This window comes from Klebsiella sp. F11 (assembly GCF_056712265.1).
Genome location: NZ_CM160060.1, coordinates 5,179,256 through 5,206,121, shown reverse-complemented (window position 1 = coordinate 5,206,121; position 26,866 = coordinate 5,179,256). Strand labels below are relative to the sequence as shown.

Sequence of the window (26,866 nt, the reverse complement as noted above, 5' to 3'; positions counted from 1 at the left end):
TTAACGCCTGCCTCGGGCGACGAGACGAAGTTAATTTTCGTCGCCCGGATCAGCGTAGCGCAAGCCGGGAGGAGGCCAGTCGGAAATGGGCAGATTAGCTGTGGGTCAGAAAGCGCGCCAGCTGCTGGTGCAGCAGCCGGTTTTCGCGGGTCAGGCGCGCGTTCTCATCCAGCAGCGTCAGCGCTACGGCGATCCCTGGCCAGTCTAGCTCCAACTCGCGGCGCAGGCGCACCGCGCGGTGCACGATCGTTACCGCGCTGTCGTCAAACAGCCAGACCTCGGTTTGCGGCTGGCGCGGTTCAATCATCCCGAGGCCGACGATTTCGCTCAGCTCGTCTTCAGAAATGCCGGTATGCAGACAAAACTCGGTGATGGAGAACGTCACTGTCATCTTCGCCATTATGCTTTCCCCCATGTTTTACGCGGCTCGAAGCTCGCCTCTGCGTCCGCGAGCTGCTGCCAGAGCGCGCTGGTTTTTTCGTTTGGCTTCGGCGGCATAACGATTTTTATCACCGCAAACAGGTCGCCGGTGGCGGTTTTGCTCGCCAGCCCTTTACCTTTGATGCGCAGGCGTTGACCCGGCTGGCTGCCCGCGGGGATCGTCAGCAGGATGCTCTCTTTGAGGGTGGGGACGGTCACCTTAGCGCCCAGCGCGGCTTCCCACGGGGCCAGCGGCAGGACGATTTCCAGGTTATGGCCCACGATATCGAACAGCGGATGCGGGGCAATATGGATAACCAGCCACAGGTCGCCGTTCGGCCCGCCGTTCTCGCCCGGCGTCCCCTGACCCTTCAGGCGGATGCGCTGGCCGTCGCTGACGCCGGCGGGGATTTTCACGTTCAGCGTTTTAGGCGTTTCGCTCTCGACCATGCCGAAAATGTTATACACCGGCAGCCTGTAGCTGATGGTACGGGACTGTTCGGCAAGCGTCTCTTCGAGGAATACCGCGACTTCGATTTCTAAATCGTGGCCGCGTGCGGCCTGCTGGCGCCGGGCGTGGTGCGCCTGTTGGCCAAACATCGAGGAGAAGATATCGTCGAAGTCCTGCTGGCTGTAGTTCTGCTCGTGGGAGGCCTGCTGCTGGCCAAAGTGCGGATCGTTGCGATGCTGCCAGAGCTCGTCATACTCTGCGCGGCGCTGCTCGTCTTTCAGCACCTCCCAGGCTTCGGCAAGATCTTTGAACTGGGCTTCAGCATCGCTTTCTTTGCTGACGTCGGGGTGATATTTACGAGCCAGGCGACGGTAGGCGGTCTTAATGGTTTTTAGATCGTCCGTTGGCTTAACCCCTAAAATGGCATAATAATCCTTTAATTCCATATCGTTATCTCATTTTCACAAAGTGGGGTGGTAACAACTTTCCCCATTAAGCTTAGGGCAAATGAAAACGCCTGTGAGAGGAATGTGCCTGAAACTTGACGCCGTCGGGATCGACGGCGAAAGAGGGGGCGGCGAGCGGCCCGCTGGCCTGAATTTTTACCCTAGCTTCGACGCATCCCTTCGGCGATCACCAGCCCGGCGCCAGCGGCCCCGGCGATGGTCGGGAGCGCGTCAGGAGCCGTGGGGAACAGCTGAATAATGGTCGGATCGGTGACCAGCATGGCGCCGGCAATCCAGCCGATTAACGCGCCGCCCAGCAGGACAATGGCCGGAAAACGATTCAATATCGCCAGCACCAGCTTACTGCCCGCGACGATGATCGGAATGCTGATCAGTACCCCCAGCGCCACCAGCAGCAGGTGGCCCTTGCCGGCGGCGGCCACCGCCAGCACGTTATCGAGGGACATAATGACGTCTGCCACCGTGATGGTGACGGCGGTTCGCCACAGGCTGCTGGAGCTGCTGACCTCTTCGTTCTCCTCCTGATTGGCGACCAGCCTGATACCAATCCACAGCAGCAGCAGAGCGCCGATTATTTTGAGCCACGGTAAAGAGAGCAGATAGATCGCCACGACCAGCAGCACCCGGGCCACGATGGCGCCAAAGGTGCCGATAATGATTGCTTTGGTGCGCAGATGCGGCGGCAGCTTGCGGCAGGCCATGGCAATGACCACCGCGTTATCGCCGCCAAGCAGCAGGTCGATAGCGATGATTTGCAGCAAAATGACGGTAAAATCCCACTGAATAACTAGCTCGTTCATGCCTGACTCATCTAACCGGGAAAGCGCCCTTCCCCAGGGTAAAAGGAGGGGCAAGGGTACTCCCGTTCGACCGCGTTGACCACCGCTCGGGTGAATACCAGCGGCGGCGCGTCTGCCCGTGGTTGAAAAATAAAGTTACGAATCAATGCATCGCCTGATGATTATTCGCGGGTAAAAGAGTGTTACTTTGTCTCAACAGACTTACCCGCCGTTTACCTATCGCAAGGATCATCCTCATGTCCGGCTCGAAAAAAATAGTGACCCTCGCCTTGATTGGCGCCACGCTGCTTCCGGCCCTGGCTGTCGCTGCTGATGCCCCCGCAGCTACCTTTACGCCGGAGCAGGAAGCGCGCATCGGCAAGATTGCCGCGGATTATTTAGTTGCTCATCCGGAGGTGCTGCTGCAGGCAAGCCAGAAGCTGCAGCAGATTCAGCAAGAGCAGCAGGCCAGCGCCGCAACCCAGGCGGTGATTAAGAACCAGGCCGCGCTGACCCAGGATAAAAATACGCCGACCTACGGACCGGCGGATGGCAAGGTCACGGTGATTGAATTCTTTGATTACCAGTGCATTTACTGTAGCCGCCTGGCGCCGGTGATGGAGCAGGTGATTAAGGAAAATCCGCAGACCCGTTTTGCCTTTAAAGAGTGGCCTATTTTCGGCAGCCGCTGGGAGACGTCGCTGACCGCGGCGAAAACCGGGATGCAGATTTATCAGCAACTGGGGGCGGAAGCCTACCTGACCTACCACAACGGGATTTATGCCACCGGGCATAACGAGGGCAAGCTGACGGCGGCGGATATTCAGCAGCAGGCGAAGAAGGTCAATTTCGACGCGAAGAAGGCTGTGGACGTTGAGCCGGCGCTTGAGGCGACTAACCAGCTGGCGCAGGAGATCGGCTTAAGCGGCACGCCGGGCGTTATCGTCATGCCGACCACCGGGGCGACCGAAGCCACTATCACCGTCTTCCCGGGTCTTGCCGATAAAGACTCGCTGGATGCGGCGATCAAAAAAGCCGGCGGTAGCTGATTACCAGGCGGAGCTGAATTCGCACACCTCCGCCGCGTGCGAAGGCGCAAGCCGTCTTTGATATTTATGCCATACGCCCGCGCGTCGATTAGGTTAGCGGCCCGGGTTTTATGCGTAAAGCCCGCCAGCGGGGCTGGCTATGGACGAGCCATACCTGCTAGCGCGGCGTCGAGGTTCCGTTATTTCTGATGCGGCTGCCTTGACCAAATAGCTTGTGCCGGAGCGTTCCATCGGAATATGCCTGCGGATACCGGCCTCTCTGCTGTAATTCCGGGATCAGTAACTCTATCACCGCGCTAAAATCACCCGGTGCGATGCCGTAGGTTAAGTTGAATCCATCGACGCCGGTTTCGTCAATCCACTCCTCGAGCTGGTCGGCCACTTCCGTGGGAGAGCCGACGATAATCGGCCCGCGGCCGCCGAGCCCGATAAATTTCACCGCTTCAGCGACGGTCCATTTATGGTTTGGGTTGCTACGGGTAAAAGAGGCTAGCGCCGATCTTCCGGCATTATTCTCAATATACTCAATGACCTGATCGGGTTTTAAATCAGAAAGATCGAGACCCGTCCAGCCGGAGAGTAACGATATTGCCGACTCGAAATCGATATGGCGTATGTAGTCATCTAATTTTTCCCGGGCGCGCTGAGGATCGACATCCACAATGAGTAAAGCCTGCGCATAAATGAGCTGCTCGTGAGGGCTGCGGCCGGACGCCAGCAGGCTCTCGCGGAGATCGCTGGCCATTTTTCCGATCACGCTTTTGGTTGGCCCGCTAATGAAAACGCACTCCGCGTGTTTAGCGGAAAAGGTTCTTCCCCGCGCGGAAGTCCCTGCCTGAAACAGTACCGGCGTCCTCTGAGGAGAAGGTTCGGTTAAATGATAGGCGGAAAGGGTAAAGTATTCACCCTGATGGTTTATTTTATGTATTTTCGTCGCGTCGAGATATTGGGCGGTATCCGGATCTTTTATGATCGCCTCGTCCTCCCAGCTGTGTTCCCATAATTTATACAATACTTCAAGATATTCATCGGCAAGGTCATAACGCTGGTCGTGATCCAGCTGCTTATCCAGGCCGAGGCTCCGGGCTGCGCTATCTAAATAGCCGGTGACGATATTCCAGCCGACCCGACCATTGGTTAAATGGTCTAATGTGGACATCCTGCGTGCAAAAGGAAAGGGGTGCTCATAAGTTAAGGAGAAGGTCACGCCGAAACCTAAATTTTGCGTTACGGCGGCCATTAGCGGAACAATCAACAAAGGATCGTGAACCGGAAACTGTACTCCTCCCTTAATGGAGGCTTGCGCATTGCCTTTATAAACATCATAAACCCCCATAACATCAGCGATGAAAACCGCATCAAATAATCCTTTTTCAAGCAAGCGGGCCAGATTTTGCCAGTATTCAATACTGTTGTGCTCGTCGCTTCTGTTTTGCGGATGTCGCCATAGCCCAGGAGACTGATGGGTGGTTGAATTCATCGTAAAGGCATTAAATCTGATTTTTTTTACCGCCATGATGGCAATCTCCCGCTCGTTATGGATTATTTTTTACGAAAGATTTTGGGTAGACAATATCCCCGACGGTGATTTTCTCCGGGATAAGATTTAACTCCTGGAAAGTATCTGCAACCTGCTGCTGCTCTTTGATGACCGGCGGCGTTATTTCTCCCGCCTCATAGTTTCGTCTTTTAGTCGCTAATAGCAAAACGTCTGGCGTTATGCCCAACTGCGGAGCTAATTTTTCTGCGACTTCTTCTGGATGGTTATTTGCCCACTGGCTGACTTTTTCCAGCTGGGAGAAGAAGATCTTAACCGTCTGTGGATTATTGTTCACAAAATCTGTGGTGCTTAAATAAAATGTCCGGTTATTGCTCAGACCTTCTCCGCTGCGAATAACATGTACCGGCAATTTTTTTTCTGCGGCTGCGAGGAACGGGTCCCACAGCGTTGCGGCGTCAACGCTGCCTGATTCCAGCGCAGCGGTGGCATCGGCCGCGCTGCTGACGTAAGCCGGTTTGATATCCTGATAAGTTAGCCCGGCCTGTTTAAGCGCCAGCGCTAATAAATATTGCGCATTCCATCCACGACCGGTAGCAATCTTTTTACCTTTTAAATCAGCAACCGATTTGATTGCCGAGTTATTGTTAACCACGATCCCGATCCCGAGAGGATTAGGCTTCTCGACGGCGAGATATGTAATTGATTTACCCGCAGCCTGAGCAAACACCGACGGAGCATCCGCGGCATGGCCGATATCGATAGCGCCGGTACTTAACGCCTCCAGCAGCTGGGGGCCTGCGGCAAATTCGTACCATTTAACCGTGATGTTTTGGTCTTTTAGCGCCTTTTCCAGTTCACCGCTTCCTTTTAATATATTAATGGAGTTGAATTTCTGATAGCCCACTCTTAATACTTTTTGCGGCGCCGCTGAGACATTAACGGAAATAAGCGACAGCAGGGCGATGATGGCGATGAATTTCCTGGTGAAGTTAAGTTTTAGTTTATTCATTGGGTGATGTCCGTTTTATGTTTATTTTTTTATGATATCTTCTCCGCGAGTTCGGTCAATGAGGATGTATGGCTTACCAGAAAATGTCATTTGGTTATGCGATATCCGCATAAAACAATTTTATTGTGGTGGTATTTTTCATTCGGCATTAAGGTCTGATGGCTAACGGCTCAGAGGATAACCGGCGGCGCCGTGCCGATAATTAGTGTCGAATGCCCGAGTGAGAATTTTATGGCATTTTGCAAAGGTGGCTATTTATGAATGTTATTGGGCTGCCGGTGATGTATCTTATTTTATATTTATCAGGATTGAAATTCGGCGCCTGGCCGCCGCATATGACCCTCGCGAAATTGCTTTGGGGAACAGCCGGCGATGCGGCTGAATGCCGTACGAAAAGCGCTTATTGTGCTGAACCGATGGGCGAGACCGGAGCGTGACAGCCCGCATTTGCGGGCAGGCAAGCCCACTGACCACGAATGCGACGGCATCTCGTGAACTGCGATAACGGCAGTGTTCTGGCAATCGTGAAATCAGATTCAGTCAACCAGATCCTGCAGCTCTTTGGCCGTAACGCGGCTCGATAGGGCGCTAAGCTGACCAAACAGCGGGTCCCATTCCTGAATATCCAGGTGCGCGATAAGATCCTGGCGCATAAAAGGATCCGCATTCACCATATCCTGAACGTCTTCCACCGTATCGGCCCTGAAAATCAGAAAACCCGCTCGTAGCGGGGTGTTCTTCAGTGGTCCCGATGCAATAAGTTTGCCTTTTTGGATAAGATCCTTCAGGTAGATCACATGCTCCCGAACAAACGTATTCCACTCCGTTCCTTCCGGATGGTCCATTCTTACAATATAGATACCCATAGTCTGTTCCTGCTCGATGGTGAAGAAACAGAAGCATAATGACCGCTGACAGTATTTAAAATAGGCTGGTATTGGGTTGTGAAACAATCAGGAGTTGTTAATGCTGGATAAACTTACCGGTCTTCGCGTTTTTGTTGCCGCGGTGCGGGAAGGCTCTTTTGTCGCGGCGGCAGACAGGCTGGGGATGTCTCCGCAAATGGTGGCACGCCATATCGCCACGCTGGAAAAACAGCTGTCGGCCCGTTTGCTTAACAGAACGACGCGCAAACACAGCCTTACGCCCGCCGGTAGCCAATACTTTCGGCGCTGTGAAGCCACTCTGCAGGCCATTGACGATGCCGATCGTGAAGCTAACGGAGCGGCTGAATCCCTCTCCGGAATGCTTCGATTAAACGCTCCGGTCACGTTTGGACGCTATGCGTTGGTGAACTTTGTCAGCCAGTTTCTCCAGCGCTATCCGCAACTCCGCGTTGAGCTCACGTTATCTGATGAGGTCATCAATCCGGCGGCTGAAGGATGCGATGTCGCGATCCGCATCGGCGAACTTGACGCCAACCTGCGATTAGCGGCCAAACCGCTATCCGCATATCGGCTTATTGCCTGTGCGGCCCCCCGATACCTGGCAAGGCGCGGTTGGCCACTTCATCCCGCCGATCTCGCCGATCACGAATGTCTGGGTTTCTCCCCGTGGTTTGAGGGAGCAACCCATCGCTGGCCCTTCTACAGCACGAAGGGGCTCATTGAAGTTGAGGTGACTTCACGGCTGATCGTTAACGACTGGGGTGCCATGCTTGAAGCCGCGTTGAAAGGCGTTGGGGTCCTGATTGGTTATGAAAAGGGGCTTGAGCAGCCTATTAAGGAGGGGCGATTAGTCGCTATTCTGGCTGACTATACGTTTCCCGAACGCACGATGAATCTGCTGTACGACCCTTCACGGCTAAAAGAGACGCGTTATAGAATTCTGGTTGATGAGCTCAGTGACTATTTTAACTAACTGCTACCCTTGAAAATAAAACACCTGACAAGAGACATCAGGTGTTTTAGCCGTTAAAAATATCAATCTATATCCGGGCCTGAGGAGTGGATGAGTGGTTCAGCACTTTAGCTGTTGCGAACAATTTTTTGCGCTCCTGAGGCGTTCGTTGCCGCCATTGAAGAGGCGGAAGCAGTAAGAGTCAGTAATATTACGGCGGTAATATATGATTTTTTCATCGAGCGCTCCTGAATGCAGGTTTGATGAATAATTCGGCCGTTGCTAATGATTATTAAGTCAATGGTTACAATGGTTTGTTATTGTATGAAATAAATATTTTCTGAGTGTGGTAAAATTTTTTTTAGTCGTTAATACTACACTGAATTTTGATATAGAGATGTTATCGGCCATTTTTCTCTTTTACGTGGAGGTTATATGGAGAGTGCATGGAGAAGTGTTAATAAATGAAAGCATCCTCAAACAACGAAATAAAAATTGTCCTGGCTGAAGATGATCGGGACATCGCCAGCGCGCTGATGGCATATTTACATCGCGAAGGATTCATTGTTTTTCATGCGGATGACGGTGTAAAGGCGGTTGATTATATACAGGAGCATGAACCAGACTTTATCATTCTCGATATTATTATGCCGCGCAAAGATGGCTGGGCCGTTTTAGAAGAGGTCCGCAGATTCAGCGATGCGCCGATAATGATGCTGACCGCGCTGGATACCGATGCCGATAAGGTTTACGCGCTGCGCACCGGCGCGGACGATTATGTCATAAAACCGTTCAATCCGAGCGAGGTGATTGCGCGTATCCTCGTGATCCTGAAGCGGCTGCGTCATCATACCAGGGACGATGTGCGCAAGATTTACCAGACTAAGCATATGTATATCAATCAAATGACGCACCAGGTGCAGGTTGGACCCGAACGCGTCGATATTTCTAATCTGCTGACGTCCACCGAATACCGCATTTTGCTGCATCTGATTCGCTACCCGAAGCGGGTGTTTAGCCGAACCGAGATACTCGACGCCTGCTTTGCCGAAAGCAGCGCGGGGGAGCGTACGGTTGATAGCCATATCAGTAAGTTACGTAAAAAGCTGGAAAAAGTAGGCGTTAATTTTGTGCCTGAGAGCATTCGCGGCTTTGGCTACCGACTGGGGGATTAAAGCGTGAAAAAGTACAGCATTCGCTGCTGGTTATTTTTCTTCTCAGCCAGAGTGACGAGTATCAGCATGATCATTTCATTTCTGGTCTGCTACCTCTATTCATGGATTGTCAACGGCACGGCGTTTGAAACAACCACAACCAGCGATTATTTCAACGCTTTGATTGCCATCTTCATCGCCATTGCCATCGCCGTCGGCCTGTCGCTGCGCTTTATCAGCGGCATGATCACCCCTATCTCCTCGATTGTTGATAGCGCTCGCCAAATCGCCGAGGGTAAGCTGTCGGCGCGGGCCAGCACGGGAAAATATCACGTTACTGAAATGGATCATCTGGTCAGCGATTTCAATCATATGGCGGAAAAGCTCGAACGTATGTCGCTGGATATGAAAGAGTGGAACGCCGCCATTGCCCATGAGCTACGTACGCCGGTCACGGTGCTCCGCTCTAATTTGCAGGGTATTCATGATGGCGTCATCCAGCTCGATAGCATCAATCTCGCCGGGCTGATTAAGCACACCGACAGTCTGATACACATGATTGAGGATTTGCGTCTTATCAGCCTTGCTGACACCGGTCAGCTGCGTCTGTTCCGCGAATTTGTTGATCTGAAAAGCGAAATGTACGATCTCCTGCTCACGCTGCAGCCGCAGTTTGCCGAGAAAGGGAAGGAGCTGGTGCAACAGCTTGACGATATGACATGCTATATCGATATCTTCCGCATTAAGCAGAGCATTCTGGCGCTGCTGCATAACGCGCTGGATTACTCGGCCCAGGGCAAAGTGGCGGTCTCCTGCCGTCGGCAGGCCGGTAATATTGAGATTGTGGTGGAGGATGAAGGGCCGGGGATCGCCTCCGAACAGCGGGAAAGAATATTTGACGCTTTTTATCGTGCGGATAACGGCTCTTCTTCGCCCGCCGGTGCGTCCGGGCTGGGTCTGTCGGTGGTGCGAGCCATCGCGCTGGCTCATGGTGGGCAGGTATTCTGTGAGCCCAGCAGGCTGGGGGGCGTCAGTTTTCGCATGACGTTGCGGGACGGCTAGCGGCGGTCTGCGGGTATCCTGGATACTTGTTTTATTTGCGTATGACGTATCAACGAGCGGCAGGTTTATATATTGGGCTCCCGCGGAGCGAGCCGGGAGAGGTCCTTATCCCGGGCCTCTTCCCCGTTATCGTCTAACGTGATGGCTTCAATCCATCAGGTAGCGCCATTTCACCATCTTTTCACTGAGGTCTATGGTCTCGCCATCCACGCTGAAGCGGCCATCGCCCTGATGGTGGATCAGACGCACGTCCTGTTGCGCGGCGTCGAGCCATATCCGGCTGACTTCCAGCACCCACAGGTTGTAGCGCTGCGCCCAGCTATCGTCGACGACCCGGCACTCCAGATTTGCCCAGCATTCGCGCACCAGCGGCGCATTGACCGTTTGCGCGCTGGCGGGCGTCAGGCCGAAATGCGCAAATTTGTCGCGCGTTTCTCCCGAACAATTGCCGATGTCGACCGTAATCTCCGCGAGGTCCGCAGTCGGCACGGCCAGTACGCATTCGCCCGTATCGGACAGCGCCCGATGGCTGTAATCCCAGGGACCAATCACCACGCCGACAAGGGGCGGCTCGTGCTGCATCATCATGTGAAAACCCACCGTCATGAGATTCGCTCGACCCTCGGCCGATCGGGTGGACACCAGGACAATGGGGCCGGATTCAAGAATACGGTACGCTTTTTCCGCGGGCAGGCTGTCAGGCATGATATCTCCTCCAGAGTGGCAGGCTCGGGGGAAGGGGCTCCCCCGAAGCGCGGGTTATTACTCGGTAAAATCCGTGGCGTCGGACGCGTTTCGCCACACCTCCAGGTCCCGATGAACCGCCTGCATTTTCTGCTCCGCCAGGGCGTTGGCTATCTGCCCTGCAAACAGGTGCACCGGCGGCTCGGCGGCGCTGGCGGCCTGCAGGATCAGGGCGGCGACCTTATCGGGATCGCCCGCCTGCTTCCCGTCCAGCCCGTTGAGATGCAGATCGAGCGACGCCTGGGCCTCGGCGTATTCAGCGATTGAGCGCTGAGCCACGACCAGCGTATTCCTGGACAAAAATCCGGTGCGTACGGGGCCCGGATAGACCACCGTGGCCTTAATGCCCAGCTCTGCCAGTTCGGCGGCCAGGGTTTCGGTCAGGCCGGCCAGCGCGAACTTGCCGGCAACGTAGCTGCCCCAACCGGCATAGCCACCCTGGAAGCCCACAATGGACGCCACGTTGAAAATGTGGCCGCTGCGCTGCCCGCGCATGTGCGGCAGGGCATGGCGCAGAACGTGCAGAGGGGCGAACACGTTGACCTCGAAATTGCGCCGCAGCTCGGCGTCTGTCAAGGCTTCTATCGTACCCTGCTGGCCGTAGCCGGCGTTGTTGACGACGTAGTCGATGCGGCCGAAGACCGCGATGGTCTTGCCGATCGCCGTTTGAACGCTTGCTTCGTTCACCAAATCCACCTCCAGCCCCAGCAGCCGGGCGCCGTCATCGCCGAACGCCTGGCGCAGGCTGGCCAGCGTGCGAGACGTTGCGGCCACCGCATCGCCCCGGGCCAGCGCCTGACGAGCCAGCGACAGACCGATGCCGCGTGCGGCACCGGTGATGAACCAAACTTTTGCCGGGTGTGTTTGTTGTTGCATAGATGACGACTCCTGATGCTGAAAAATGCGTGGCATAGCTGAACGGCGCAGTACCGCTACTGATACCGGTAAGTACGACTATCCTGACGGTTGCGGATACGGCCGGTTTTAAGCTCCGTCCTTGCCCGTCTTCGCCCGTCAAAGGGATCGCCGTGGGATATCGAACACGCTGGTATCATAATGGGGGGGGCCTGTGCGCATCAGGTCTAAGCCTCTTGCGTCCTTGCCTAATCCTATTCGGCGCATTGATCTTTACGTATTCAAAAGGCAACAATACGCGTGGAAAGTCAGTTGAATAGGTCTACTCCATGTCAGAAAGACGGCCCTGCGTATCCCTACAGTCCGAAATGGTGACGCTGATCCGGCAGCTTGCCCCGCACGAAGGGCACACCCGTACCCTGCTGGATGGCGTGCGCCTGATCCGCGCCGACGAGGCGTTGGCCCGCACGCCCGTGCTCTATGAACCGAGCATCGTCATTGTCTGCCAGGGACACAAGCGCGGCTATCTGGCCGATCGGGTCTACCGCTACGATCCTCTGCACTATCTGGTGCTGTCGGTACCTCTGCCGTTTTCAAGCGAGACCGATGCCAGCCCGGAAGAACCGCTGCTGGCCATCACCGTTCGTCTGGACATGACCGCCGTAGCGGACCTTGTCATTGCGGTAGATCAGCACGCCTGCGCGGCGTACGGAACGCCTGTCGGCATTGTCTCGACGCGGCTGGACGATACGCTGGCAGATACGACCGTACGTCTGCTGCAGGCGCTGCGCTCGCCGCTTGAAGCCCGGGTTCTGGGGCCGGGTATCGTGCGGGAGCTGATCTTTCGCGTTCTGCTGGGCGAACGGGGCGGGGCGATCCGCGCCGCGCTGGCCTGTCACGGCAACTTTGGTCGCATCGCACGTACGCTGCGGCGTATTCATAGCGATTACGCCCAGCCCCTCGATGTGGCTTCACTGGCGCGCGAGGCGGGCCTGAGCGTGCCGGCTTTCCACGTGCACTTCAAGACCGTGACTGCCACTTCGCCCATTCAGTACATCAAATCGGTGCGGCTGCACCAGGCGCGATTGATGATGATCCGCGACAACGTTACCGCCGCGGGGGCCGCGGCCCGGGTTGGCTACGAAAGCGCATCGCAGTTTAATCGCGAATTCAAACGGCTATTTGGCCGTAGCCCTGGAGAAGAGGCGCGTAAGATGCGCTCAGCATTTGCCTTGATGGAGCCCGCTCAGCTTGAAGCGGCCACGTCGACGCATTAGCCCGCAGGCCGATATGTCTTTGCCGCCGCTTGGCAGACGAGGGTTACCCAGGTTATCGGGTGGATGATTTTACTGCTGCGCCGAAAGCCGTTTTTACCGTGAAGTTCGCGAGATAAGCAACAGAAATAGCGGCACCCCGAGCATCGCCGTCAGGATGCCGACGGGGAGTTCGCGCGGCGTAAACAGCGTGCGGGCGAGGGTATCGGCCAGCACGGTAAAGATAGCGCCGCACAGCATGGATGCCGGCAGCAGCGCGCGATGGCGGTGGCCAATGAGCATGCGGGCGATATGCGGCACGGTCAGCCCAATAAAACCGATAGCCCCGCAGCAGGCGACAACCACCGCCGTTAACAGGGTCAGCAGGCAGTACAGGGCCAGCTTGAGAGTGCCGACCTCCACGCCGAGCGACGCCGCAGTCGTGCCGCCGAACGTCAGGACATCCAGCTCTATTGCCCGCCACCAGCAGATCAGAAATATTGGCAGCAGCGCCGCCGCGCAGAGCGCTACCTGTAGCCAGGATGCCTGAGCGAAGCTCCCCAGCAGCCAGAACATCACGCCTCGCGTCGTGTCGGCATCCGTTTTCCAGAGCGTAATCAACGACGTGGCCGCGGAGAGCAGCTGCGTTACGGCGACGCCGGTCAGCACAAAGCGGCTGGACTGGCCGGATAGCGATTTACGCGCCATCAGCAGCACCAGCGCAAAAGCCAGCATGGCGCCGCCGAAAGCGCCGGCAGGCACCGCGGTCCAGCCCACGCTGAGGCCGAGCGCAATGACCAGCACCGCCCCGAGGCCCGCGCCGGATGAAATGCCCAGCACCCAGGGGTCGGCAAGGGGATTGCGGGTCAGCGACTGGAGAACCGTCCCGGCCAGCGCCAGCGCGCTGCCGGCGAGGGCCGCCAGCAGGGAGCGCGGCACGCGCAGGGACCAGACGATCCGCTGATGAAGCGTTCCCGCCGTATCGCTATGCCAGTAGCCTGCCAGGATGGCGTGTGCCACCTCCTGCATGGAGAAGGTCACCGGGCCATACATGATGGCTATGCCCAGGGCCAGCAGCAGCGCCGGAAGCAGCATGGCGAGGCGAAAAACAGGGGAACGCAGCATGATTATTTCCAGCCGGCGACGATATAGTCATCGAGGAATTGCCACAGCGTACCGGTTTCCGTAAAACCGGCCTGGCGCAGGGCGGCCAGCTGGAATTCTACCGTGGTGGCCAGCGGCGTCGGGCGGTCGGCAAAAATGGCGGCGCGTTCATCGACCCGCGCGGCCAGCTCGGGATAGCGGGTGGCCGCGGCAAACCAGCCGTCCCAGTCCTGCACGCCGGCGGCCCAGGCCTTCTCCTGGGTGCTGTCATCGTGGGTGCGGGCCAGCAGCAGCTGCTGCGGGCTGCGCTGGTCAAAGCGCTGGTGGTCGGCGTTCATAAACAGGCCGCCTTCATCCAGCAGGTTAAACACGTTGCGATACAGCGCCACCTGCTGCTCCGGCAGCAGCCAGTGGATGGCGGTGCTGGAAACCACCGCCTGGGGCCTGTCGGCAATAGCGGCGAAGCAATCCGCGGTGGCGATATCGCCGCTGAGGAACCGAATGCGATCCCTGTATTCAGACAACGCTTCTTTGGCCAGCGTCAGCAGCAGCGGATCGAGGTCAATGGCCGTGACGGTTGCCGCCGGAAAACGTTGCAAAATACGCAGGCTAAACGAGCCCGGGCCGCAGGCCAGATCCACCACGTGGAAGGCTTCGCCATAGCTCATCGCCAGCACCTCCAGCGCGGCGCTATAGCGCGCTTCGCGGTGGGCGATGTAGGCGCTTTGTTGTTGATCCCAGTTCTTGAGTAATTCGCGGGCGGGAAAGGTCATGGTTGTTCCTTAGCGTGTATTTGCGTGACAAGTCGGTGAAGGGCCAGCACCGAACGCGCGGAAGCGTCCATGTCGTAGCCGGGTAAGATGATGTAACGCTTTGCTTTCACCGCCTTCATGCCGGCGGTGAGCGGGTTCTGTTCCAGAAAATCGATTTTGCTGCGGGCGCTGTCGCCGGCGCCGCCCCGGCGTAGATCGGCCAGAATCAGGTAGTCGGGATCTCGTTCGGCGATGACCTCCCAGCTCATGGCGGGCCACAGTTCCTTGCTATCGGCAAAGATATTTTTGCTGCCGATAGTTTGGGTTAGCAGCTGCGCCGCGCCATGACCGCCCGCCACATAAGGGGTCGCCGTCCCGGAATACCACCACATCAGCGTTCTCGGCGGCAGCGTTATGCGGCTGTCGGCAGCGACCCGCTGCTTCAGATCGGCGATCAGCGCCTCGGCGCGCGGCTCTACGGCATAAATACGCGCAATATTGCGCAGCTCGGCATAGATGCTGGCGAAGGTGGCGGACGCAGGGGAAGCGCTTTGCAGGCCATTGCACATCCCTGCAATCAGCCAGCTGGCGATGCCCCATTCGGCCATCCTTTCACGACCGGCGGTTTCCGGGCTGTTAAACCAGTAGTAGCTGCCGGAATAGATAAAATCTGGCCGGGAGGCCAGCAGGGCTTCCGCCGACCAGGGAGCATCATCGAGACGAGCCGTTAGCGGCTTGTACCACGGAGACGGCGCGGTATCTTCATCCGGCCGGTAGCCGACGGCGCTGATAATGGAATCCCCCAGGCGCAGCGCGAGCATGTTTTCCATCGCGGTCGGCATATAGACCACGGTCCGCCGTGGCGTATGCTCAAAGGTCCAGGATCGCCCACAGTTTTGCAAGGTCACGGGATGAGCAAAGCTGGCAGAAGCTGCCAGCAGAGCGAGGTAGGCCAGGCGTCTCATCAGAAGCGCATGTTGATATAGGCTTCATAAGTGCGGCCTGGGGCAATCATCTCCTGCCCGGCATAGGTTCGCTGCCAGGTATAGAAACGATCCGTCAGGTTACGCACGCGGGTGCCCACGATAACGTCCTTCAGCACGGCATAGTCGGCGTTCAGGTCGAGAGTGGTGTAATCACCCATTTTGTTGGTGTTGGCGTCATCGTTATAGCTGCTGCCCACATAGTGGAGCTGCGCGCCGAGCCCCAGCTGGTTGGTCGGCATATAGCGCCCGGAAAGATTCGCTGTCCACTCCGGAACGTAGCGCGGGCGGTTGCCGGAAAGGTCCTGCGTACCCTGTTTGAAATCGTCAAAGCGCGCGTGGGTATAGGCGGCATTACCTGTCAGGGTGACGCTATCCAGCGGCTTAAGCGACCCGCTTAATTCGATGCCGCGAGAGGTCTGCTTGCCAACCGCGTTCCAGACTTCCGTCTGGGTTGCCGACTGCTGATAAAGATTCTTTTTCTGCAGATCGTAAACGGCGAGCTTGATTGCGCCGCGGGCGAACGTCCCCTTTACGCCCGCTTCGTATTGCCGAACGGCGGTAAGCGGCAGCGACGTCTGTTCGGGGCTGATAAAGAAGATATCGCTGCCGGGCTCTTTGCCCGTGGAATAGTTGGCATACAGCGTCCAGCTATCGTTAATGGCCCAACTCGGCCCCAGGCCAAAGCTTATGAAGCTATAGTTTCGATTGCGGGTTTGATTATCCTGCTGATAGTGCCAGTGCGTGTCCAGATTGGTGTAGCGCGCCTGGCTTAACAGGGCGACGGCATCGGTGATATTCAGGTTGTCTTCCAGCAGCAGGGCATACTGGTTCTGGGTGATATGGCGGATGGGCGATCGCATCTTGCCGCCGGCGCCGGTGCGGAAATCATTGGCGGCCGGGTCGGTCAGCAGAACATCTTCCCCGCCGGGGAAGCCGTTGGAGTAGTACTGAAATTCCCGTTTTGAAAAATCGACGCCGGCCGTTACGCGGTTAGCGAATGACGCAATCGGGCGATCCCAGGTGACCATGGTCCAGTTGCCCGTCAGCTTGTCATCGTGCGCAATATCGCCATAAGAATCGCGGGTCACGTAGCTCGCTTTCTGCGCCTGATAGTAGCGCTCAACGTTCTGCCATTCGCGAAAGCCTTTGTAATAGTAGAACTGGTTTTCAAAGGTCAAATCAGGCGTGGCGTACCAGGACTGGGTTGACTGGAATGAGGTCGCCTGGCTGCGGATATGCGCATCCTGAAGGTTGTTGTAGTTCACATGACGTAAATCGCGATCGACTTTGCCATTGATAACCGGCGTGCCGAAGTAGGGATTACGCATATCCGTTAAGCTACGGTCGATATCAAAGGTTATCTGGGTGTTAGCGGTCGGCGTCAGCAGGAGCTGCGCGCTGACGCGTTCCGGACGGCTGCGCTCTTTCTCAACCTGGGTGCCGGTACTGGCGGCGCTGACGTCCACGCGGCCGGCGGCCATTCCCTCAACCAGCGTGCCTCCCGCGCCGATATGGGCGCGATGGCTGCTATAGCTTGACCAGCTATAGTCGGCTTCCACCGGCTGGCGGCCAAAGGTGGCTTTACGCGAGGTCAGATTGACGCTGCCGCCGGCGGAGCTCAGGCCGTTCAAAACCGAGCCGGTGCCGTAGAGAATATCGACGTTTTCGTAATGCACCGGATCGGCAATTTGAATCGTGCTGCCGGGTACCGCTACGCCGTTTAGCAGCCAGGAGACGCCGGAGAAGCCGCGCAGCGAAACGCTGTTTGCAAGCGTTGGCGAGCTGGTGCCGGACATCCCCGGCGCGCTCTCGACGACTTCGGTGAGGGTCCGTTTGCCCTGTGCCTGGATAGTTTTTGCGCTGAGGATTTCCGTGTGGCGCGGCGTCTGTTTATCGCTCAGACCGAGGCGCGAGGCCGAACCGGATGAGAGAAGCGCCGAATCGGCCAGGGCGGCATCGTCGGACGCGCCGTCGGTGACCACCAGAGTTTCATCTGCTGCATAGGTCAGTGGTGAAACGTTTAGTGCGACTGCGAGAGCCAGCAAAGAGGGTTTAATTTTCATCGTTCGGCATCAAATTATTAAATGTTATGTTATGTTATAACGTAACATTTAATGTAAGGAAAAAAAAGTAGGCCAATGCGATTGGGTGAGAAGGGGAGGGGTTGGGGGCTTTATGGAAGGTGGGTGGTGGCTGTAGTTGCGAGATGCATCGTGCCAGAAACGCGGGCTTGTTTATTACGCTGGCGTGGCGCTGGGCTTGGAATCCTTTATGAGCGCCTTTAGAGCCTATCCCAATAGGATTTTGTTCCAGACAATGATGCCGCAGGCAAAATGCAACATGGCCTCGTAATTTTCGGCCTTCTTTTCCCATCGGGTCAGAACCCGGCGAAAGCGATTCATCCAGCTATGAGTCCTCTCGACAACCCAGCGATGGGCTTTGAAGTCGGTGTTTTTACCTGCATCAGACTCCTCTTTACGGGACTGGATATGCGGCTCGTAGCGGCGGCTCTGTAGATACGTTTTCAGCCAGCCAGCTTCGTAACCTTTGTCCAGGCAGAGTCTGAGTTTTTGCCCCGGACGCCCCGTCTGAGGTGCATCGAGCGTATCTGCAACCAGTTTGATATCGTGCGTGTTCGCTGCTGCAACAACCAGCGACAGAGGAAGCCCGTTGGCGTCTGTCAGCAGGCTACGCTTTACGCCTTGTTTCCCTCTGTCCGTGGGATTACGGCCTGTTTTTTTGTTCCTGACAATGGCGATTTGGTCATACAGCCGTCCATCGACAGCCAGGACCAGTCAATGCCGTCCAGATGTTCGCAGGCAAGCAAACCGTTCTGCCAGAAGCGTTCGAAGACTCCCGCATCGCGCCATTCCTGGAAGCGTTGGTGTGCAGAACTCGATGAACATATCCCGGTGGCGTTCAGGGCGTTCCACTGGCAACCGGTCCTGAGGACGAAGAATATGGCATCCATGGCAGCACGGTTATCAACGCGTCTACGATGAGTCCCCAGTGGGTGGCTGGTTTTATGCTCCGGGATGAGTGGAGCCATTTTTTCCCATAGTTCGTCGCTGATCTGCCACTTGCTACCCGCCATACATTCCCCCTCAGAAATTACCGTAACGTATTATACGATAATTCCTTTTGGGATAGGCTCTTAGTGGGGCGTTATCTAAATTATTAGTCCAGAGCCACCGGGTAGTCACTTTTTTCGCGATGAAGGGGATTAGACACTCGATAAGAGTTGATAGATTTTTCATTCTATTTTATATCCGTTCTGTAGTGTCTGATGTTATCTGGATTTTGTATGTATGTAGTGTTCATAACGCTGATGCGAAAATGCCGCTAGCGATCTACTATTCATTTTCGACTGCCTATAAATGTATTCACCGATAAAATATATGCCTGTATAAAGTGGAATAAGAGCCTATCCCATTAGGTCTATTTTACTTGCTATTTTGGCTCTGGACATTGCTCAAAATCCTCACGTACTAGATGTACGCTCCGGTTTCTACGCGCTGTCGGTGTTCAAACTGGCTGCGTCAATAACTCCGGCCAGGATAGGCGCTAACATCTTTTTGTTGATTATCCGGTAAAAGTTAGATCATTTATTTCTTGAGAACAAGAATAATCCACCACCAAAAATCAAGGTGGAAATGATTGATTGAATGACCGGTTTTATTAACCCCTTTTCTTCATTGAAATAAATATTAACTAGTAGTGTGAGAATAAAAAGAATCAGGCTTGTCAGACTAATTCTGAGTATTGTTATTCCACCAACATGTCCCGGCATAACCTGCTGCTCCCCCAACTGTACCAAGGATTTCTCCGCCCACCCAACCAGCAACGGTACCGAAGACAGGCAGCGTCATAGTGCCGGTTGCCATCCCGGCAACTGAACTGGCAATACCAACGCTCACTGCAGACTGTCCAGGTCCATTAAGGGTACATTCAGCACCAGCAATAGTATTTATTTCCTCAATAGCCAATTCTCTCATGTGCTATTTCCCTTGTTAATTTCTTGTCTTTCCTGCCTATCCCCAATAAACCTGTATATTGAGGTTTATTGGGGATAGGGAGCATGTGAGTTGCTATCACTATTACCTACAGCATATTGAAAATTCAGGCTGGGAATATACTATTTATACGTAATTGGTATACGAACCACTGATATCTCCTTTAAGGATGAATACTTCTCATTTATTTTCTTGACTAAAATTGTCATATTTAGCACGCATAGTCAATGGTTAATTTTTAATTGATTGTATTTTTATGGATTCAATAAGTCCAGACTATTGTTTTGCTGTGGATGTATGTGCTGTTATTGCGAAATTAAATAGAGTGTTTAGTTATTGATAAAGGCTACATAAAGAATAAAATTAAAAATAATTCTATAGTATCAGACAAAGATTTCAAAATAAAAACTTTTGGGCAACACCCCGCTTGGGGTGAAAGGAATAAAACAATAAGTACGAAATCGCTTCGGTTGATCGTTCGTGCTATTTTTTCATTCATCCCATAAATATCTGCGCTGTAGTTTCTTACTTCATCATTATTGTTCATTTTGATTTCTATCTGTCAATGTTTTATACATGGCGAAAACGGGACTGGAATCGGAGAGGTGTTATGTTTAACGCGACCTGTACCAAGCAGACATTTGAGCCCGCTGATTTCGGTATCGCTGTACTCGGCTTCCCGGGAAGCGGCATCGGATTCATTAGGCGGCAGGCCATCAATGAGGTGGTGAGTGAATTTGAAACGACGTGGTGTGGGCATGCAGAAGTCTCCTTATGCAGTGGGTGATTTAATGCGTGAATGTGGTCAGAAAGTGAGGCAGGGAGGGAAGAGTCCCGTGCCTCAGTGTGTTATGCGAACTGTGGCGGAATTGAATGACATGAGCAATCGGTATTCTCCGGTCTGTCTCTGGTCTTCCCGAGGCTTACCCGGTGAAATCCCTTAAAACGGGAGGTGAAAAAACGTTTCGGCATAATGGTTTGACGGGCAATTCCCCGTTTCCCCGTTATAACGTGCTGGGGTGGGCACTGAATGAAAGGCAATGGTGTAGTGTTTACTCTTGGTCTTTCAGTGAAGAGGGTAAACTGACTGATAATAAATAAACTATATGAATAATATATAAATGAATATATATATGATTTCATTTCATCAATGAATTTTTGTTTTGATTGGTGTAGGGGGACATCTTATGACTAATTTCGATTATTTCAGACTTGTTCAATTAATGATGAATTTCCACGCTTACCAGGATCATTAATATTAATCATGTAAAATAAACTATCATATCTATTTATGGAGAAATATGAAAACTGTTTTCTCTTAATGTAGTATATTAATAATAATAAGCTAATGATGTTTAGTTGAGATGTTTTTTTTCATTTTATCAGAGCATCCAGATGATGGGGGAAAGATAAGAAGTGTGTTCAGTGGTGGTAAATGCTTAACGCCATCTATTGAAAATCGAACGGGAAAACGGGAGATTTCAGAGAAGGTGTTGATATGCAAGGAGTACGCAGATCTCTGGGGCGGGAAAACAACGGGAATGTTACGGGGAAATTGCGGGGGATTGTGATTATTTCACTGCTGAATAGTCAAACAACTCGAGAAGAGTTGCTTGCACCACTAAATATGATATTTATAATCAGCATCTTCCTCATTTATGAATAAAAGAAATGTATACGGTGCGAAGGTAATAAACTGATGAAGCCATCATGAACGCGTAGCCAAGAAGAAATCTCCAGTTTCTTCTGATGGCAAACATAAAGTTTCGGTTTTTTCTGAACTTTCTTACTTTATTCAGTCGATGCAAAAGTTCCTCGCGCTCACTGCTATTGATAGTGGCTTTCTCGATATGCTCAAGAATGCTTTTCTCCGATCTTATAAAAGATGCTCCACGCTGAAGTCTACGTAATTTTCCAGCAAAGAAGAGCAAAGTAATAATGAAAGCTATGAGCTGAAAAGGGCGATTAGGTATTCCCCAACAACCAAAAGTCGTAAGTAGCATCCATTCGGCTACTGAATCCCTCTGTAGATCTTTCCACCATTTATTCATCTTTCTAGTGTATGATTTTATTTCTGTTTTTAAATCATGATAGTCAGTATGGTTCATTCATATCATTCCAAATAATAATGCTTAGGGTGTTGTCGTCTTTTCTTCTAAATTTCGCATTATTCACTTTCAACGAAAATGAGGCATGTGTAAATTATATTATATAAAAATTAACTTCAATCAATAAAACTAAGGTGGACGCGGATGCCGCTTGTATCTGTTACGATTTCATCTTTCCATTTAGGGGGGCCAATTTGAACATAGAACAGGCGTTCATTCCAGGAAATGCAGCCACTAAGCATGCCATTCAAGCAAACTTCATCGTCAGCAATCCAATATTTTATGTTGCCACTTCGCTTTATGGGATCAATTCTGTTATTAATGAAAAGAATCTCATCACATCTATCCGTTAATGGTGTCCATTTTTTCATTATTTCCGAGCTGTTCTTCTCCCAGAATTTTTTCTGAGCATAATGAGACAGGGGAGCATTATCCACTAAGATTACAGTAGATTTACAATCTCGTTCCCATAATCCACTGTGCTCTGAATGTTGGTATATTTCTTTTATATGCCCCTGCCTTAGGTAAAATGCATAAATTATGTAAAGTGTACAGAGGAAAGTTATAACGGAAATCATTTTGATATATTTCATATCCCTACCCGCCAATCCATATGCTGAAATTTGATTCATTGATGAAAGGTTTGTAACCATAATATTTATAGCGCTGCAAAATAAACCAAGAACAGAACCACGAGGATAGTTCGAAAATTTTTCCATTCACATCTGCGATATCCAATCCAAAATGATCCTGTATCTGAAATGTTAATCGTGCTTTGAAATTTTTACGGCGTAATCCCCTAGTTTCAGTTTCTATAATCTCTAAATCATCCAGATATATCTTCGTTGAGTAGGTATCATGGATGGTTATTCCTAGTCCATTGAACCAATCCAAATCAGTGAATTTTGGCAGTGTAACATTACGTCCTATTTTTGCTCTAAGCTCTACTAGGTCGTTTTCTGATAGTTGATTACATTGATTGTTTATGAGTAATTCATCAATAATTTTTCGAATGACCTCAACGCATTCTTTAGTAGTTTTATGCTCCAGAAATGCCTTGTTCAGCAACTCGTGTTGCATTATCCTACCTTCATTTTTTCTGAATTTTTCAAGCATGATCTGGATAAGGGGGGCATATTCACCACTTGCCGTCCAGAAAGCCATACTGTCCATGCTGGCGAAGTGCTCATCCACTGTTTTGTTAAAATTAAACAGATTGATCTTAAATTCTTCACCAAATACGTTTACCCGGTTCAGCTTCCCCTGCGCCAGTATCTGCTCTTTGGATAAATCCCCGTAACGCATATCGTCAGCAGTAAAATCATTCATCATATTTTTTGTATTATAGATGAGTCGACGCTCTGCTTTCTGAAGCTGGATCATCAGACCACGCGGGTCAAAATGCCAGACCAGACCGGTTAACTCCTTCTGAATGTCCATGGGGAATTTATCGAAGAACGACAGTGCCTTCGCATGTTCCTTCAGCTCTGTGTAACTCTTCTCACTCATGGGTTCAGGCAGCGAGTCATTCGGCGCTTTCAGCCATGAAAAACGGGTATCGAAAGACGCAAAATCCCACTCCAGAGGGAATTTACAGATAAACCGGGTAAAGTCGGGATCCTGCTTTTCTAGCGCTTTTTTCACGGTCGCTGAATTGCACTGACCGTCGGGCGTTGCATCGTCATCAACAAGCGTCCAGCCCGCCCAGTTAGGGAAATCGGCATCGGTCCAGCCATTCACTGCCGGAGAAGAAACATCCACCCATCCTTCACCGCCGGGGTAGACCACCCGCATCCACTCACTGTAGGTTTTATGTCCGCCGACTGTCGGTGTGGGTTCGCAGATATAGTCCACCGCGATGGCCGTTTCCCCGACAGGCTGGTAATCATCACTGACCTTAATCAGCGTCCGGGTCTTAGTACCTTCATGGATAACATAGAGCGCTTCTGTAGTGACGCAGCAAGGGTAGGCTGACAGCCCATAGGGTGTGCCTCCTTCGTAAATAGCGGTACCTTCAGGAAGAAAGAAATAGCGATGGCCATAAACAGGTTTTGCTCTACCCGGCGCGCTGACACCAGGCTGACCGTGATCGCGTCCACACACTATCTTCAGCATGTCGGAAGAGCAGCACATCTGAAAATGGTACGCATTTTTCCCACTGACCATACCGGTGGTGCCAATGACCTGACCCCGTCTGACGGTGACACCCGCTTTATCCTGAATTTCGGGCCGTACCTGCTTCATGTGCATGGTCAGAGAGTAAAACACGCACGCTACAGGGTCTTCACCAATGAGCATTTCATGACGAATAAGCACGCATCCGTTATCCGTTGCGCCATCGTAATTCAGCGGTTTTGTATCACGTTTCTCCGTGGGCGCAGGATAGCTGGCATAGACAACTACACCGTCGGCAACGGCTCTCAGCGGATTGGCTAACGCACCGGTATCGGTATGGGGAATATGGATGCCACCGTGCCATGACTCCACCCCGTTGACCGGAAAACCACGGTGCGGGTCGACAGGCATCGTCCGCATGACCCATGCGGCATACTCTTCATTATTCTGGCGGGGAAACATAATGGGTGGAGAAATGTGCATCAGTGCATTCCTTGCTTATGAAAATGAAAACGCGTTCAGAGCCGGAGGCAGGTCCGCCACTTTATCGTGAGAGGGCAAATCAACAGGCATTGTGGCTGATGCTCCAAAATACGTGCGCTTCACTTTGCGTATATAGTCCCCGGTGGTGCCGTATTCTATTTTCCCGGCTTCAATTCTCAGGTAGCTACCACCACCGATGAGTGTGACGCGTTTTTTTCCGGCAAACAGAATGTCGCTCGCCGCTGCTATGCTCAGCTTCTGCTCTGCAAACAGTTGCATATTGCCGTTCTGCGCCTGGATATCTACCGGACCTTCACCGCTAATCAGGCTGAGTTTCCCGGTACGTGCAAACAGGCCGATTTTTTCTCCGGCCAGCAGGGCTGTGTTCCCCATTGAACCCGTACTGATATCGCCCCCGGCATTCATGGCAATGTTCTTCGCTGCGGCGAGCTGCATGTGTTCACTGCTGGTAAAGGCCACACCCTCCGGCCCATGAAAGTGAATCATCTCGTTCAGCGGTTTAAGGCGTTTGTCGAACATGGCTATTTGACTGGCGATACCCGCTTCCAGCGCCTGAGCCTGTTCCGCAGCAGCAGCCAGTGCCTGCAACTGGTTCTGGCAGATTTCAATTTCACGCAAAGCGGTATCCATATCCAGTACGTCACCCGCTGCTTTAGTCTGGCCTTCTGCGGTGACGAACAGCCCTTTTGCCACCCGGATCACGCCGTGCTCATTAGTGCGAAGCTCAAAACCCGAACCGCGTTGTTTACCTTGTTCGTCAGTGATATGGCCCTGATTTAACGGTGAAGCTCCATAAGGGCTGGTTAGCGCAATGTGCTCCTCACCGCGCAGGTCTTCCATCCGCAGTTTATTCCCGCCAGCGGTGCGCAGAATGTTCTGGCTGCGGTTGTCCCGGGTCACAACATCGACATGCTCAGAGTCATGCATGGCATGGGAAATATACGGCAAGTCAATATCACCGCTGCTGAATGCAATGGCGACCTCAGTTCCGTCAGTGAGTGGTGTGTGCCAGCCATAATCCTGACCACTGTAGGGTTTAGCCATTCTCAGCCACAGGTAGCTGTAGCCCTGTTCACTATCACTGCGGTCAAAATCCAGCTTCACACGGTAACGTCCGTGCTCATCAAGATGGGCATAGATATCGTGTTTCTCACGGCTCTCTGTGCGGGCGGGAAGCGTCCCGTGAATTTCAGGGCGCTCAGGAACGACAGGGCGAAAGCAGTAGCGCTCTGTATAAGGTTGTCCCCATACAGAGACATGCAGACGGGAATCACGTGAGCCGATAAACGTCACCAGCGTCATTATCACCCCTTCTTTCAGGGCGGTAATGACATCCCCCTGCGGCTCCAGTACCTGCCCGGGCGTCAGGTGAGGCGCGTTGCTGAAGAGATGAAGCCGGGCTGACCGATTCAGTTCGCGTTCGTGATGAATTCGCGCATAGAATGCGCCACTCTCAGTGGCGGGCTCCGGGTCGGTATCGTCCCCGTCTTTCAGGTATGTTTCACCGTAACGGTAATGCTCACCCGCTGTCACCGCATCACTGCGTACGGAGACTCTGGCATGTAGCGGTGTGGTGGCGGTACGGTAGTTATACGTATTTGCGTGCACCCCGCCCGGTACCACGTTGTGCCATATGCGTACACCCCAGACACACTCTTCCGCCGACAGACCCGAAGGCTCCCGGTAGGGCAGTCTGACATCAAACAGATACTGAAGCTGGGTATCGCCAAAAATAACAACGTCCAGTTCTGCTGCGTCATTCATTTCAAAACGGAACCAGATACCTACTTCTGCCAGCAGCCGCTGGATAAATTCGAGGTCAGTTTCACGCCACTGCGAAATTACTTCACGACTCGGGTATTCAAGGGCGAGACGGAATTCAAAGTCAGGTCCCTCCAGCCCGTGAGCACGAAGCACCTGTTCCACCACTTCGGGTACAGAGAGATTCTGGAATACAGCACAACGACGGGAGCGGGAAAGCAGGGCAAGCCGGGATTCAAGGGTAATGGCGTAGTGGGACTGATCGGTGCTGGTGGAGAGCCATTCGAAAGCGGTAATCATACCGTGAACGGCTTTATTTCCGTTCATATCGAAACTGGCATATTTCATCAGGACATCTTCACCTTGCACGATCTGCGGCGTGGTGAACTCGATACGCCACGAGAACGGCTGACTCAGGGCTTCCTGGCCTCTGAATCTCAGCACATCGGGGATAACCGTGCTGTCATTAATATCCAGCCTGTAGAGCGATAACGATTTATTCAGGGCGAGTGCAGTTAAATCCATCAACGGGACACCTTCCAGGGTGAAGAGCAAGCCACAGCCAGTTAATACGCAAAATAAATGTGGGTTATTGTTTTTTATATGAACAGCTCAGACAACGATTTTTTTATTAGTACCCTGAAAATCAGAATATTGCCGCAACAGGAGATGAATAGTTTCAGTCTTTTCCCGGTACATAAGGACTGGACAAAGACCAGATGTCAACTTGTGTTGATGAAACTAGCCAAAGGTTGTAAATGATGGGGATAGTTGTTTGAAGCCTGACAGGCAGCGGCGCTGTGACCGGAAGGGTAGGGGGCGCTCAAGAGAAATGTTCATGCTGAATGGCAGAAACAGGGCAGGGGCATCAGCGAGCATCTCGACCAGAAATCTACCGGGACCCCAGAAATGCAAAAAACCGCCTTTTGGGCGGGTTCTC

The 26,866-nt window shown here is 53.0% G+C and carries 24 protein-coding genes, 1 tRNA gene and 1 pseudogene; 7 read left to right on the top strand and 19 right to left on the bottom strand.

Features of this window, described 5'->3' with window-relative positions; all coding sequences use genetic code 11:
• Positions 1-94: 94 nt before the first annotated feature.
• The 3 genes from cbpM to AC1M2H_RS25580 all read right to left on the bottom strand — a co-directional run bounded on the left by cbpM (position 95) and on the right by AC1M2H_RS25580 (position 2,138).
• Positions 95-400, bottom strand: coding sequence for a chaperone modulator CbpM (gene cbpM / locus AC1M2H_RS25590; protein ID WP_480149556.1), 306 nt, complete (start codon positions 398-400; stop codon positions 95-97).
• Positions 400-1,317 carry a curved DNA-binding protein gene (gene cbpA, locus AC1M2H_RS25585; RefSeq protein WP_480149555.1) on the bottom strand — a complete coding sequence of 306 codons (918 nt, stop codon included), beginning with the start codon at positions 1,315-1,317 and terminating at the stop codon, positions 400-402. The genes cbpM and cbpA overlap by 1 nt, the downstream gene beginning before the upstream one ends.
• Positions 1,318-1,478: 161 nt before the next feature.
• Positions 1,479-2,138 carry a TerC family protein gene (locus tag AC1M2H_RS25580; protein WP_480149554.1) on the bottom strand — a complete coding sequence of 220 codons (660 nt, stop codon included), beginning with the start codon at positions 2,136-2,138 and terminating at the stop codon, positions 1,479-1,481.
• A 236-nt stretch (positions 2,139-2,374) separates the two neighbouring features.
• Here AC1M2H_RS25580 and AC1M2H_RS25575 point away from each other — a divergent pair, with 236 nt between their 5' ends.
• Positions 2,375-3,166 (top strand): DsbA family protein, encoded by a 792-nt coding sequence (locus tag AC1M2H_RS25575; protein ID WP_480149553.1) that lies wholly within the window; start codon positions 2,375-2,377, stop codon positions 3,164-3,166.
• A 157-nt stretch (positions 3,167-3,323) separates the two neighbouring features.
• Here the strand turns inward: AC1M2H_RS25575 and AC1M2H_RS25570 are convergent, their stop codons facing one another.
• From AC1M2H_RS25570 to AC1M2H_RS25560, 3 genes are all read right to left on the bottom strand, one after another.
• Positions 3,324-4,682: an LLM class flavin-dependent oxidoreductase gene (locus tag AC1M2H_RS25570; protein ID WP_480149552.1), complete on the bottom strand. Its 1,359-nt coding sequence runs from the start codon at positions 4,680-4,682 to the stop codon at positions 3,324-3,326.
• 19 nt (positions 4,683-4,701) lie between these two features.
• Positions 4,702-5,676 carry an aliphatic sulfonate ABC transporter substrate-binding protein gene (locus tag AC1M2H_RS25565; RefSeq protein WP_480149551.1) on the bottom strand — a complete coding sequence of 325 codons (975 nt, stop codon included), beginning with the start codon at positions 5,674-5,676 and terminating at the stop codon, positions 4,702-4,704.
• Between the two features lie 536 nt (positions 5,677-6,212).
• Complete coding sequence (locus AC1M2H_RS25560) at positions 6,213-6,542, bottom strand: YciI family protein (protein WP_480149550.1); 330 nt, start codon at positions 6,540-6,542, stop codon at positions 6,213-6,215.
• A gap of 100 nt (positions 6,543-6,642) precedes the next feature.
• Between AC1M2H_RS25560 and AC1M2H_RS25555 the strand changes: the two genes are divergently transcribed.
• The 3 genes from AC1M2H_RS25555 to AC1M2H_RS25545 all read left to right on the top strand — a co-directional run bounded on the left by AC1M2H_RS25555 (position 6,643) and on the right by AC1M2H_RS25545 (position 9,731).
• On the top strand, positions 6,643-7,536 hold the full coding sequence (locus AC1M2H_RS25555; protein WP_480149549.1) for a LysR substrate-binding domain-containing protein: 894 nt from the start codon (positions 6,643-6,645) through the stop codon (positions 7,534-7,536).
• Between the two features lie 443 nt (positions 7,537-7,979).
• On the top strand, positions 7,980-8,690 hold the full coding sequence (locus AC1M2H_RS25550; protein WP_480149548.1) for a response regulator transcription factor: 711 nt from the start codon (positions 7,980-7,982) through the stop codon (positions 8,688-8,690).
• Positions 8,691-8,756: 66 nt separating this feature from the next.
• Complete coding sequence (locus tag AC1M2H_RS25545; protein ID WP_480149547.1) at positions 8,757-9,731, top strand: ATP-binding protein; 975 nt, start codon at positions 8,757-8,759, stop codon at positions 9,729-9,731.
• A 147-nt stretch (positions 9,732-9,878) separates the two neighbouring features.
• Here AC1M2H_RS25545 and AC1M2H_RS25540 read toward each other — a convergent pair whose 3' ends face one another.
• Together AC1M2H_RS25540 and AC1M2H_RS25535 are read right to left on the bottom strand one after the other, a co-directional pair.
• A complete protein-coding gene (locus AC1M2H_RS25540) occupies positions 9,879-10,436 on the bottom strand; it encodes a flavin reductase family protein (protein WP_480149546.1) in 558 nt (185 codons plus the stop codon).
• A gap of 57 nt (positions 10,437-10,493) precedes the next feature.
• Positions 10,494-11,351 carry an SDR family oxidoreductase gene (locus AC1M2H_RS25535; RefSeq protein ID WP_480149545.1) on the bottom strand — a complete coding sequence of 286 codons (858 nt, stop codon included), beginning with the start codon at positions 11,349-11,351 and terminating at the stop codon, positions 10,494-10,496.
• Between the two features lie 347 nt (positions 11,352-11,698).
• Between AC1M2H_RS25535 and AC1M2H_RS25530 the strand changes: the two genes are divergently transcribed.
• Entirely contained in the window at positions 11,699-12,607 is a 909-nt protein-coding gene (locus AC1M2H_RS25530; protein ID WP_480149544.1) for an AraC family transcriptional regulator, read from the top strand.
• A 93-nt stretch (positions 12,608-12,700) separates the two neighbouring features.
• Here AC1M2H_RS25530 and AC1M2H_RS25525 read toward each other — a convergent pair whose 3' ends face one another.
• Genes AC1M2H_RS25525 through AC1M2H_RS25510 form a run of 4 tightly spaced genes read right to left on the bottom strand, consistent with a single transcriptional unit; the run spans position 12,701 to position 15,664 of the window.
• Entirely contained in the window at positions 12,701-13,678 is a 978-nt protein-coding gene (locus tag AC1M2H_RS25525) for a FecCD family ABC transporter permease (RefSeq protein WP_480152035.1), read from the bottom strand.
• A gap of 32 nt (positions 13,679-13,710) precedes the next feature.
• Positions 13,711-14,460: a class I SAM-dependent methyltransferase gene (locus tag AC1M2H_RS25520; protein WP_480149543.1), complete on the bottom strand. Its 750-nt coding sequence runs from the start codon at positions 14,458-14,460 to the stop codon at positions 13,711-13,713.
• The gene (locus AC1M2H_RS25515) at positions 14,457-15,404 is read right to left on the bottom strand and encodes an ABC transporter substrate-binding protein (protein WP_480149542.1); all 948 of its coding nucleotides are present in this window, start codon (positions 15,402-15,404) and stop codon (positions 14,457-14,459) included. The genes AC1M2H_RS25520 and AC1M2H_RS25515 overlap by 4 nt, the downstream gene beginning before the upstream one ends.
• Positions 15,404-15,664 carry a hypothetical protein gene (locus AC1M2H_RS25510; RefSeq protein ID WP_480152067.1) on the bottom strand — a complete coding sequence of 87 codons (261 nt, stop codon included), beginning with the start codon at positions 15,662-15,664 and terminating at the stop codon, positions 15,404-15,406. Before AC1M2H_RS25510 ends, AC1M2H_RS25515 begins: the two co-directional genes overlap by 1 nt.
• A gap of 408 nt (positions 15,665-16,072) precedes the next feature.
• Here AC1M2H_RS25510 and AC1M2H_RS25505 point away from each other — a divergent pair.
• Together AC1M2H_RS25505 and AC1M2H_RS25500 are read left to right on the top strand one after the other, a co-directional pair.
• A tRNA-His gene (locus AC1M2H_RS25505) sits at positions 16,073-16,162 on the top strand.
• Between the two features lie 102 nt (positions 16,163-16,264).
• Positions 16,265-16,390: a hypothetical protein gene (locus tag AC1M2H_RS25500; RefSeq protein ID WP_480149541.1), complete on the top strand. Its 126-nt coding sequence runs from the start codon at positions 16,265-16,267 to the stop codon at positions 16,388-16,390.
• 699 nt (positions 16,391-17,089) lie between these two features.
• Here AC1M2H_RS25500 and AC1M2H_RS25495 read toward each other — a convergent pair.
• The 7 genes and pseudogenes from AC1M2H_RS25495 to AC1M2H_RS25465 all read right to left on the bottom strand — a co-directional run.
• Positions 17,090-17,488, bottom strand: a pseudogene (locus tag AC1M2H_RS25495) (TonB-dependent receptor plug domain-containing protein); the annotation flags it as partial.
• A 225-nt stretch (positions 17,489-17,713) separates the two neighbouring features.
• Positions 17,714-18,519, bottom strand: a protein-coding gene (locus tag AC1M2H_RS25490; RefSeq protein ID WP_480149540.1) for an IS5 family transposase whose coding sequence is annotated in 2 segments (ribosomal slippage) — positions 17,714-18,166 and positions 18,169-18,519 — 804 coding nt in all. Because the reading frame shifts where the segments join, the coding sequence is not laid out codon by codon here.
• Between the two features lie 655 nt (positions 18,520-19,174).
• A complete protein-coding gene (locus AC1M2H_RS25485) occupies positions 19,175-19,420 on the bottom strand; it encodes a hypothetical protein (RefSeq protein WP_480149539.1) in 246 nt (81 codons plus the stop codon).
• A 1,670-nt stretch (positions 19,421-21,090) separates the two neighbouring features.
• Positions 21,091-21,546 carry a hypothetical protein gene (locus AC1M2H_RS25480; RefSeq protein WP_480149538.1) on the bottom strand — a complete coding sequence of 152 codons (456 nt, stop codon included), beginning with the start codon at positions 21,544-21,546 and terminating at the stop codon, positions 21,091-21,093.
• 116 nt (positions 21,547-21,662) lie between these two features.
• Positions 21,663-22,139, bottom strand: coding sequence for a hypothetical protein (locus AC1M2H_RS25475; RefSeq protein WP_480149537.1), 477 nt, complete (start codon positions 22,137-22,139; stop codon positions 21,663-21,665).
• A 4-nt stretch (positions 22,140-22,143) separates the two neighbouring features.
• The gene (locus AC1M2H_RS25470; protein WP_480149536.1) at positions 22,144-24,144 is read right to left on the bottom strand and encodes a DUF3289 family protein; all 2,001 of its coding nucleotides are present in this window, start codon (positions 24,142-24,144) and stop codon (positions 22,144-22,146) included.
• Positions 24,145-24,159: 15 nt separating this feature from the next.
• Positions 24,160-26,451, bottom strand: coding sequence for a type VI secretion system Vgr family protein (locus AC1M2H_RS25465; RefSeq protein ID WP_480149535.1), 2,292 nt, complete (start codon positions 26,449-26,451; stop codon positions 24,160-24,162).
• Between the last annotated feature and the right edge of the window lie 415 nt (positions 26,452-26,866).

Excerpts from the sequence above, each read along its gene's own strand:
- cbpM (WP_480149556.1), bottom strand. The coding sequence starts at position 400 with ATGGCGAAGATGACAGTGACGTTCTCCATCACCGAGTTTTGTCTGCAT.
- cbpA (WP_480149555.1), bottom strand. The coding sequence starts at position 1,317 with ATGGAATTAAAGGATTATTATGCCATTTTAGGGGTTAAGCCAACGGAC.
- AC1M2H_RS25580 (WP_480149554.1), bottom strand. The coding sequence starts at position 2,138 with ATGAACGAGCTAGTTATTCAGTGGGATTTTACCGTCATTTTGCTGCAA.
- AC1M2H_RS25575 (WP_480149553.1), top strand. The coding sequence starts at position 2,375 with ATGTCCGGCTCGAAAAAAATAGTGACCCTCGCCTTGATTGGCGCCACG.
- AC1M2H_RS25570 (WP_480149552.1), bottom strand. The coding sequence starts at position 4,682 with ATGGCGGTAAAAAAAATCAGATTTAATGCCTTTACGATGAATTCAACC.
- AC1M2H_RS25565 (WP_480149551.1), bottom strand. The coding sequence starts at position 5,676 with ATGAATAAACTAAAACTTAACTTCACCAGGAAATTCATCGCCATCATC.
- AC1M2H_RS25560 (WP_480149550.1), bottom strand. The coding sequence starts at position 6,542 with ATGGGTATCTATATTGTAAGAATGGACCATCCGGAAGGAACGGAGTGG.
- AC1M2H_RS25555 (WP_480149549.1), top strand. The coding sequence starts at position 6,643 with ATGCTGGATAAACTTACCGGTCTTCGCGTTTTTGTTGCCGCGGTGCGG.
- AC1M2H_RS25550 (WP_480149548.1), top strand. The coding sequence starts at position 7,980 with ATGAAAGCATCCTCAAACAACGAAATAAAAATTGTCCTGGCTGAAGAT.
- AC1M2H_RS25545 (WP_480149547.1), top strand. The coding sequence starts at position 8,757 with ATGATCATTTCATTTCTGGTCTGCTACCTCTATTCATGGATTGTCAAC.
- AC1M2H_RS25540 (WP_480149546.1), bottom strand. The coding sequence starts at position 10,436 with ATGCCTGACAGCCTGCCCGCGGAAAAAGCGTACCGTATTCTTGAATCC.
- AC1M2H_RS25535 (WP_480149545.1), bottom strand. The coding sequence starts at position 11,351 with ATGCAACAACAAACACACCCGGCAAAAGTTTGGTTCATCACCGGTGCC.
- AC1M2H_RS25530 (WP_480149544.1), top strand. The coding sequence starts at position 11,699 with ATGGTGACGCTGATCCGGCAGCTTGCCCCGCACGAAGGGCACACCCGT.
- AC1M2H_RS25525 (WP_480152035.1), bottom strand. The coding sequence starts at position 13,678 with ATGCTGCTTCCGGCGCTGCTGCTGGCCCTGGGCATAGCCATCATGTAT.
- AC1M2H_RS25520 (WP_480149543.1), bottom strand. The coding sequence starts at position 14,460 with ATGACCTTTCCCGCCCGCGAATTACTCAAGAACTGGGATCAACAACAA.
- AC1M2H_RS25515 (WP_480149542.1), bottom strand. The coding sequence starts at position 15,404 with ATGAGACGCCTGGCCTACCTCGCTCTGCTGGCAGCTTCTGCCAGCTTT.
- AC1M2H_RS25510 (WP_480152067.1), bottom strand. The coding sequence starts at position 15,664 with ATGCCGACCAACCAGCTGGGGCTCGGCGCGCAGCTCCACTATGTGGGC.
- AC1M2H_RS25500 (WP_480149541.1), top strand. The coding sequence starts at position 16,265 with ATGGCGGATGGGCGATCGCATCTTGCCGCCGGCGCCGGTGCGGAAATC.
- AC1M2H_RS25485 (WP_480149539.1), bottom strand. The coding sequence starts at position 19,420 with ATGAGAGAATTGGCTATTGAGGAAATAAATACTATTGCTGGTGCTGAA.
- AC1M2H_RS25480 (WP_480149538.1), bottom strand. The coding sequence starts at position 21,546 with ATGAACCATACTGACTATCATGATTTAAAAACAGAAATAAAATCATAC.
- AC1M2H_RS25475 (WP_480149537.1), bottom strand. The coding sequence starts at position 22,139 with ATGAAATATATCAAAATGATTTCCGTTATAACTTTCCTCTGTACACTT.
- AC1M2H_RS25470 (WP_480149536.1), bottom strand. The coding sequence starts at position 24,144 with ATGCACATTTCTCCACCCATTATGTTTCCCCGCCAGAATAATGAAGAG.
- AC1M2H_RS25465 (WP_480149535.1), bottom strand. The coding sequence starts at position 26,451 with ATGGATTTAACTGCACTCGCCCTGAATAAATCGTTATCGCTCTACAGG.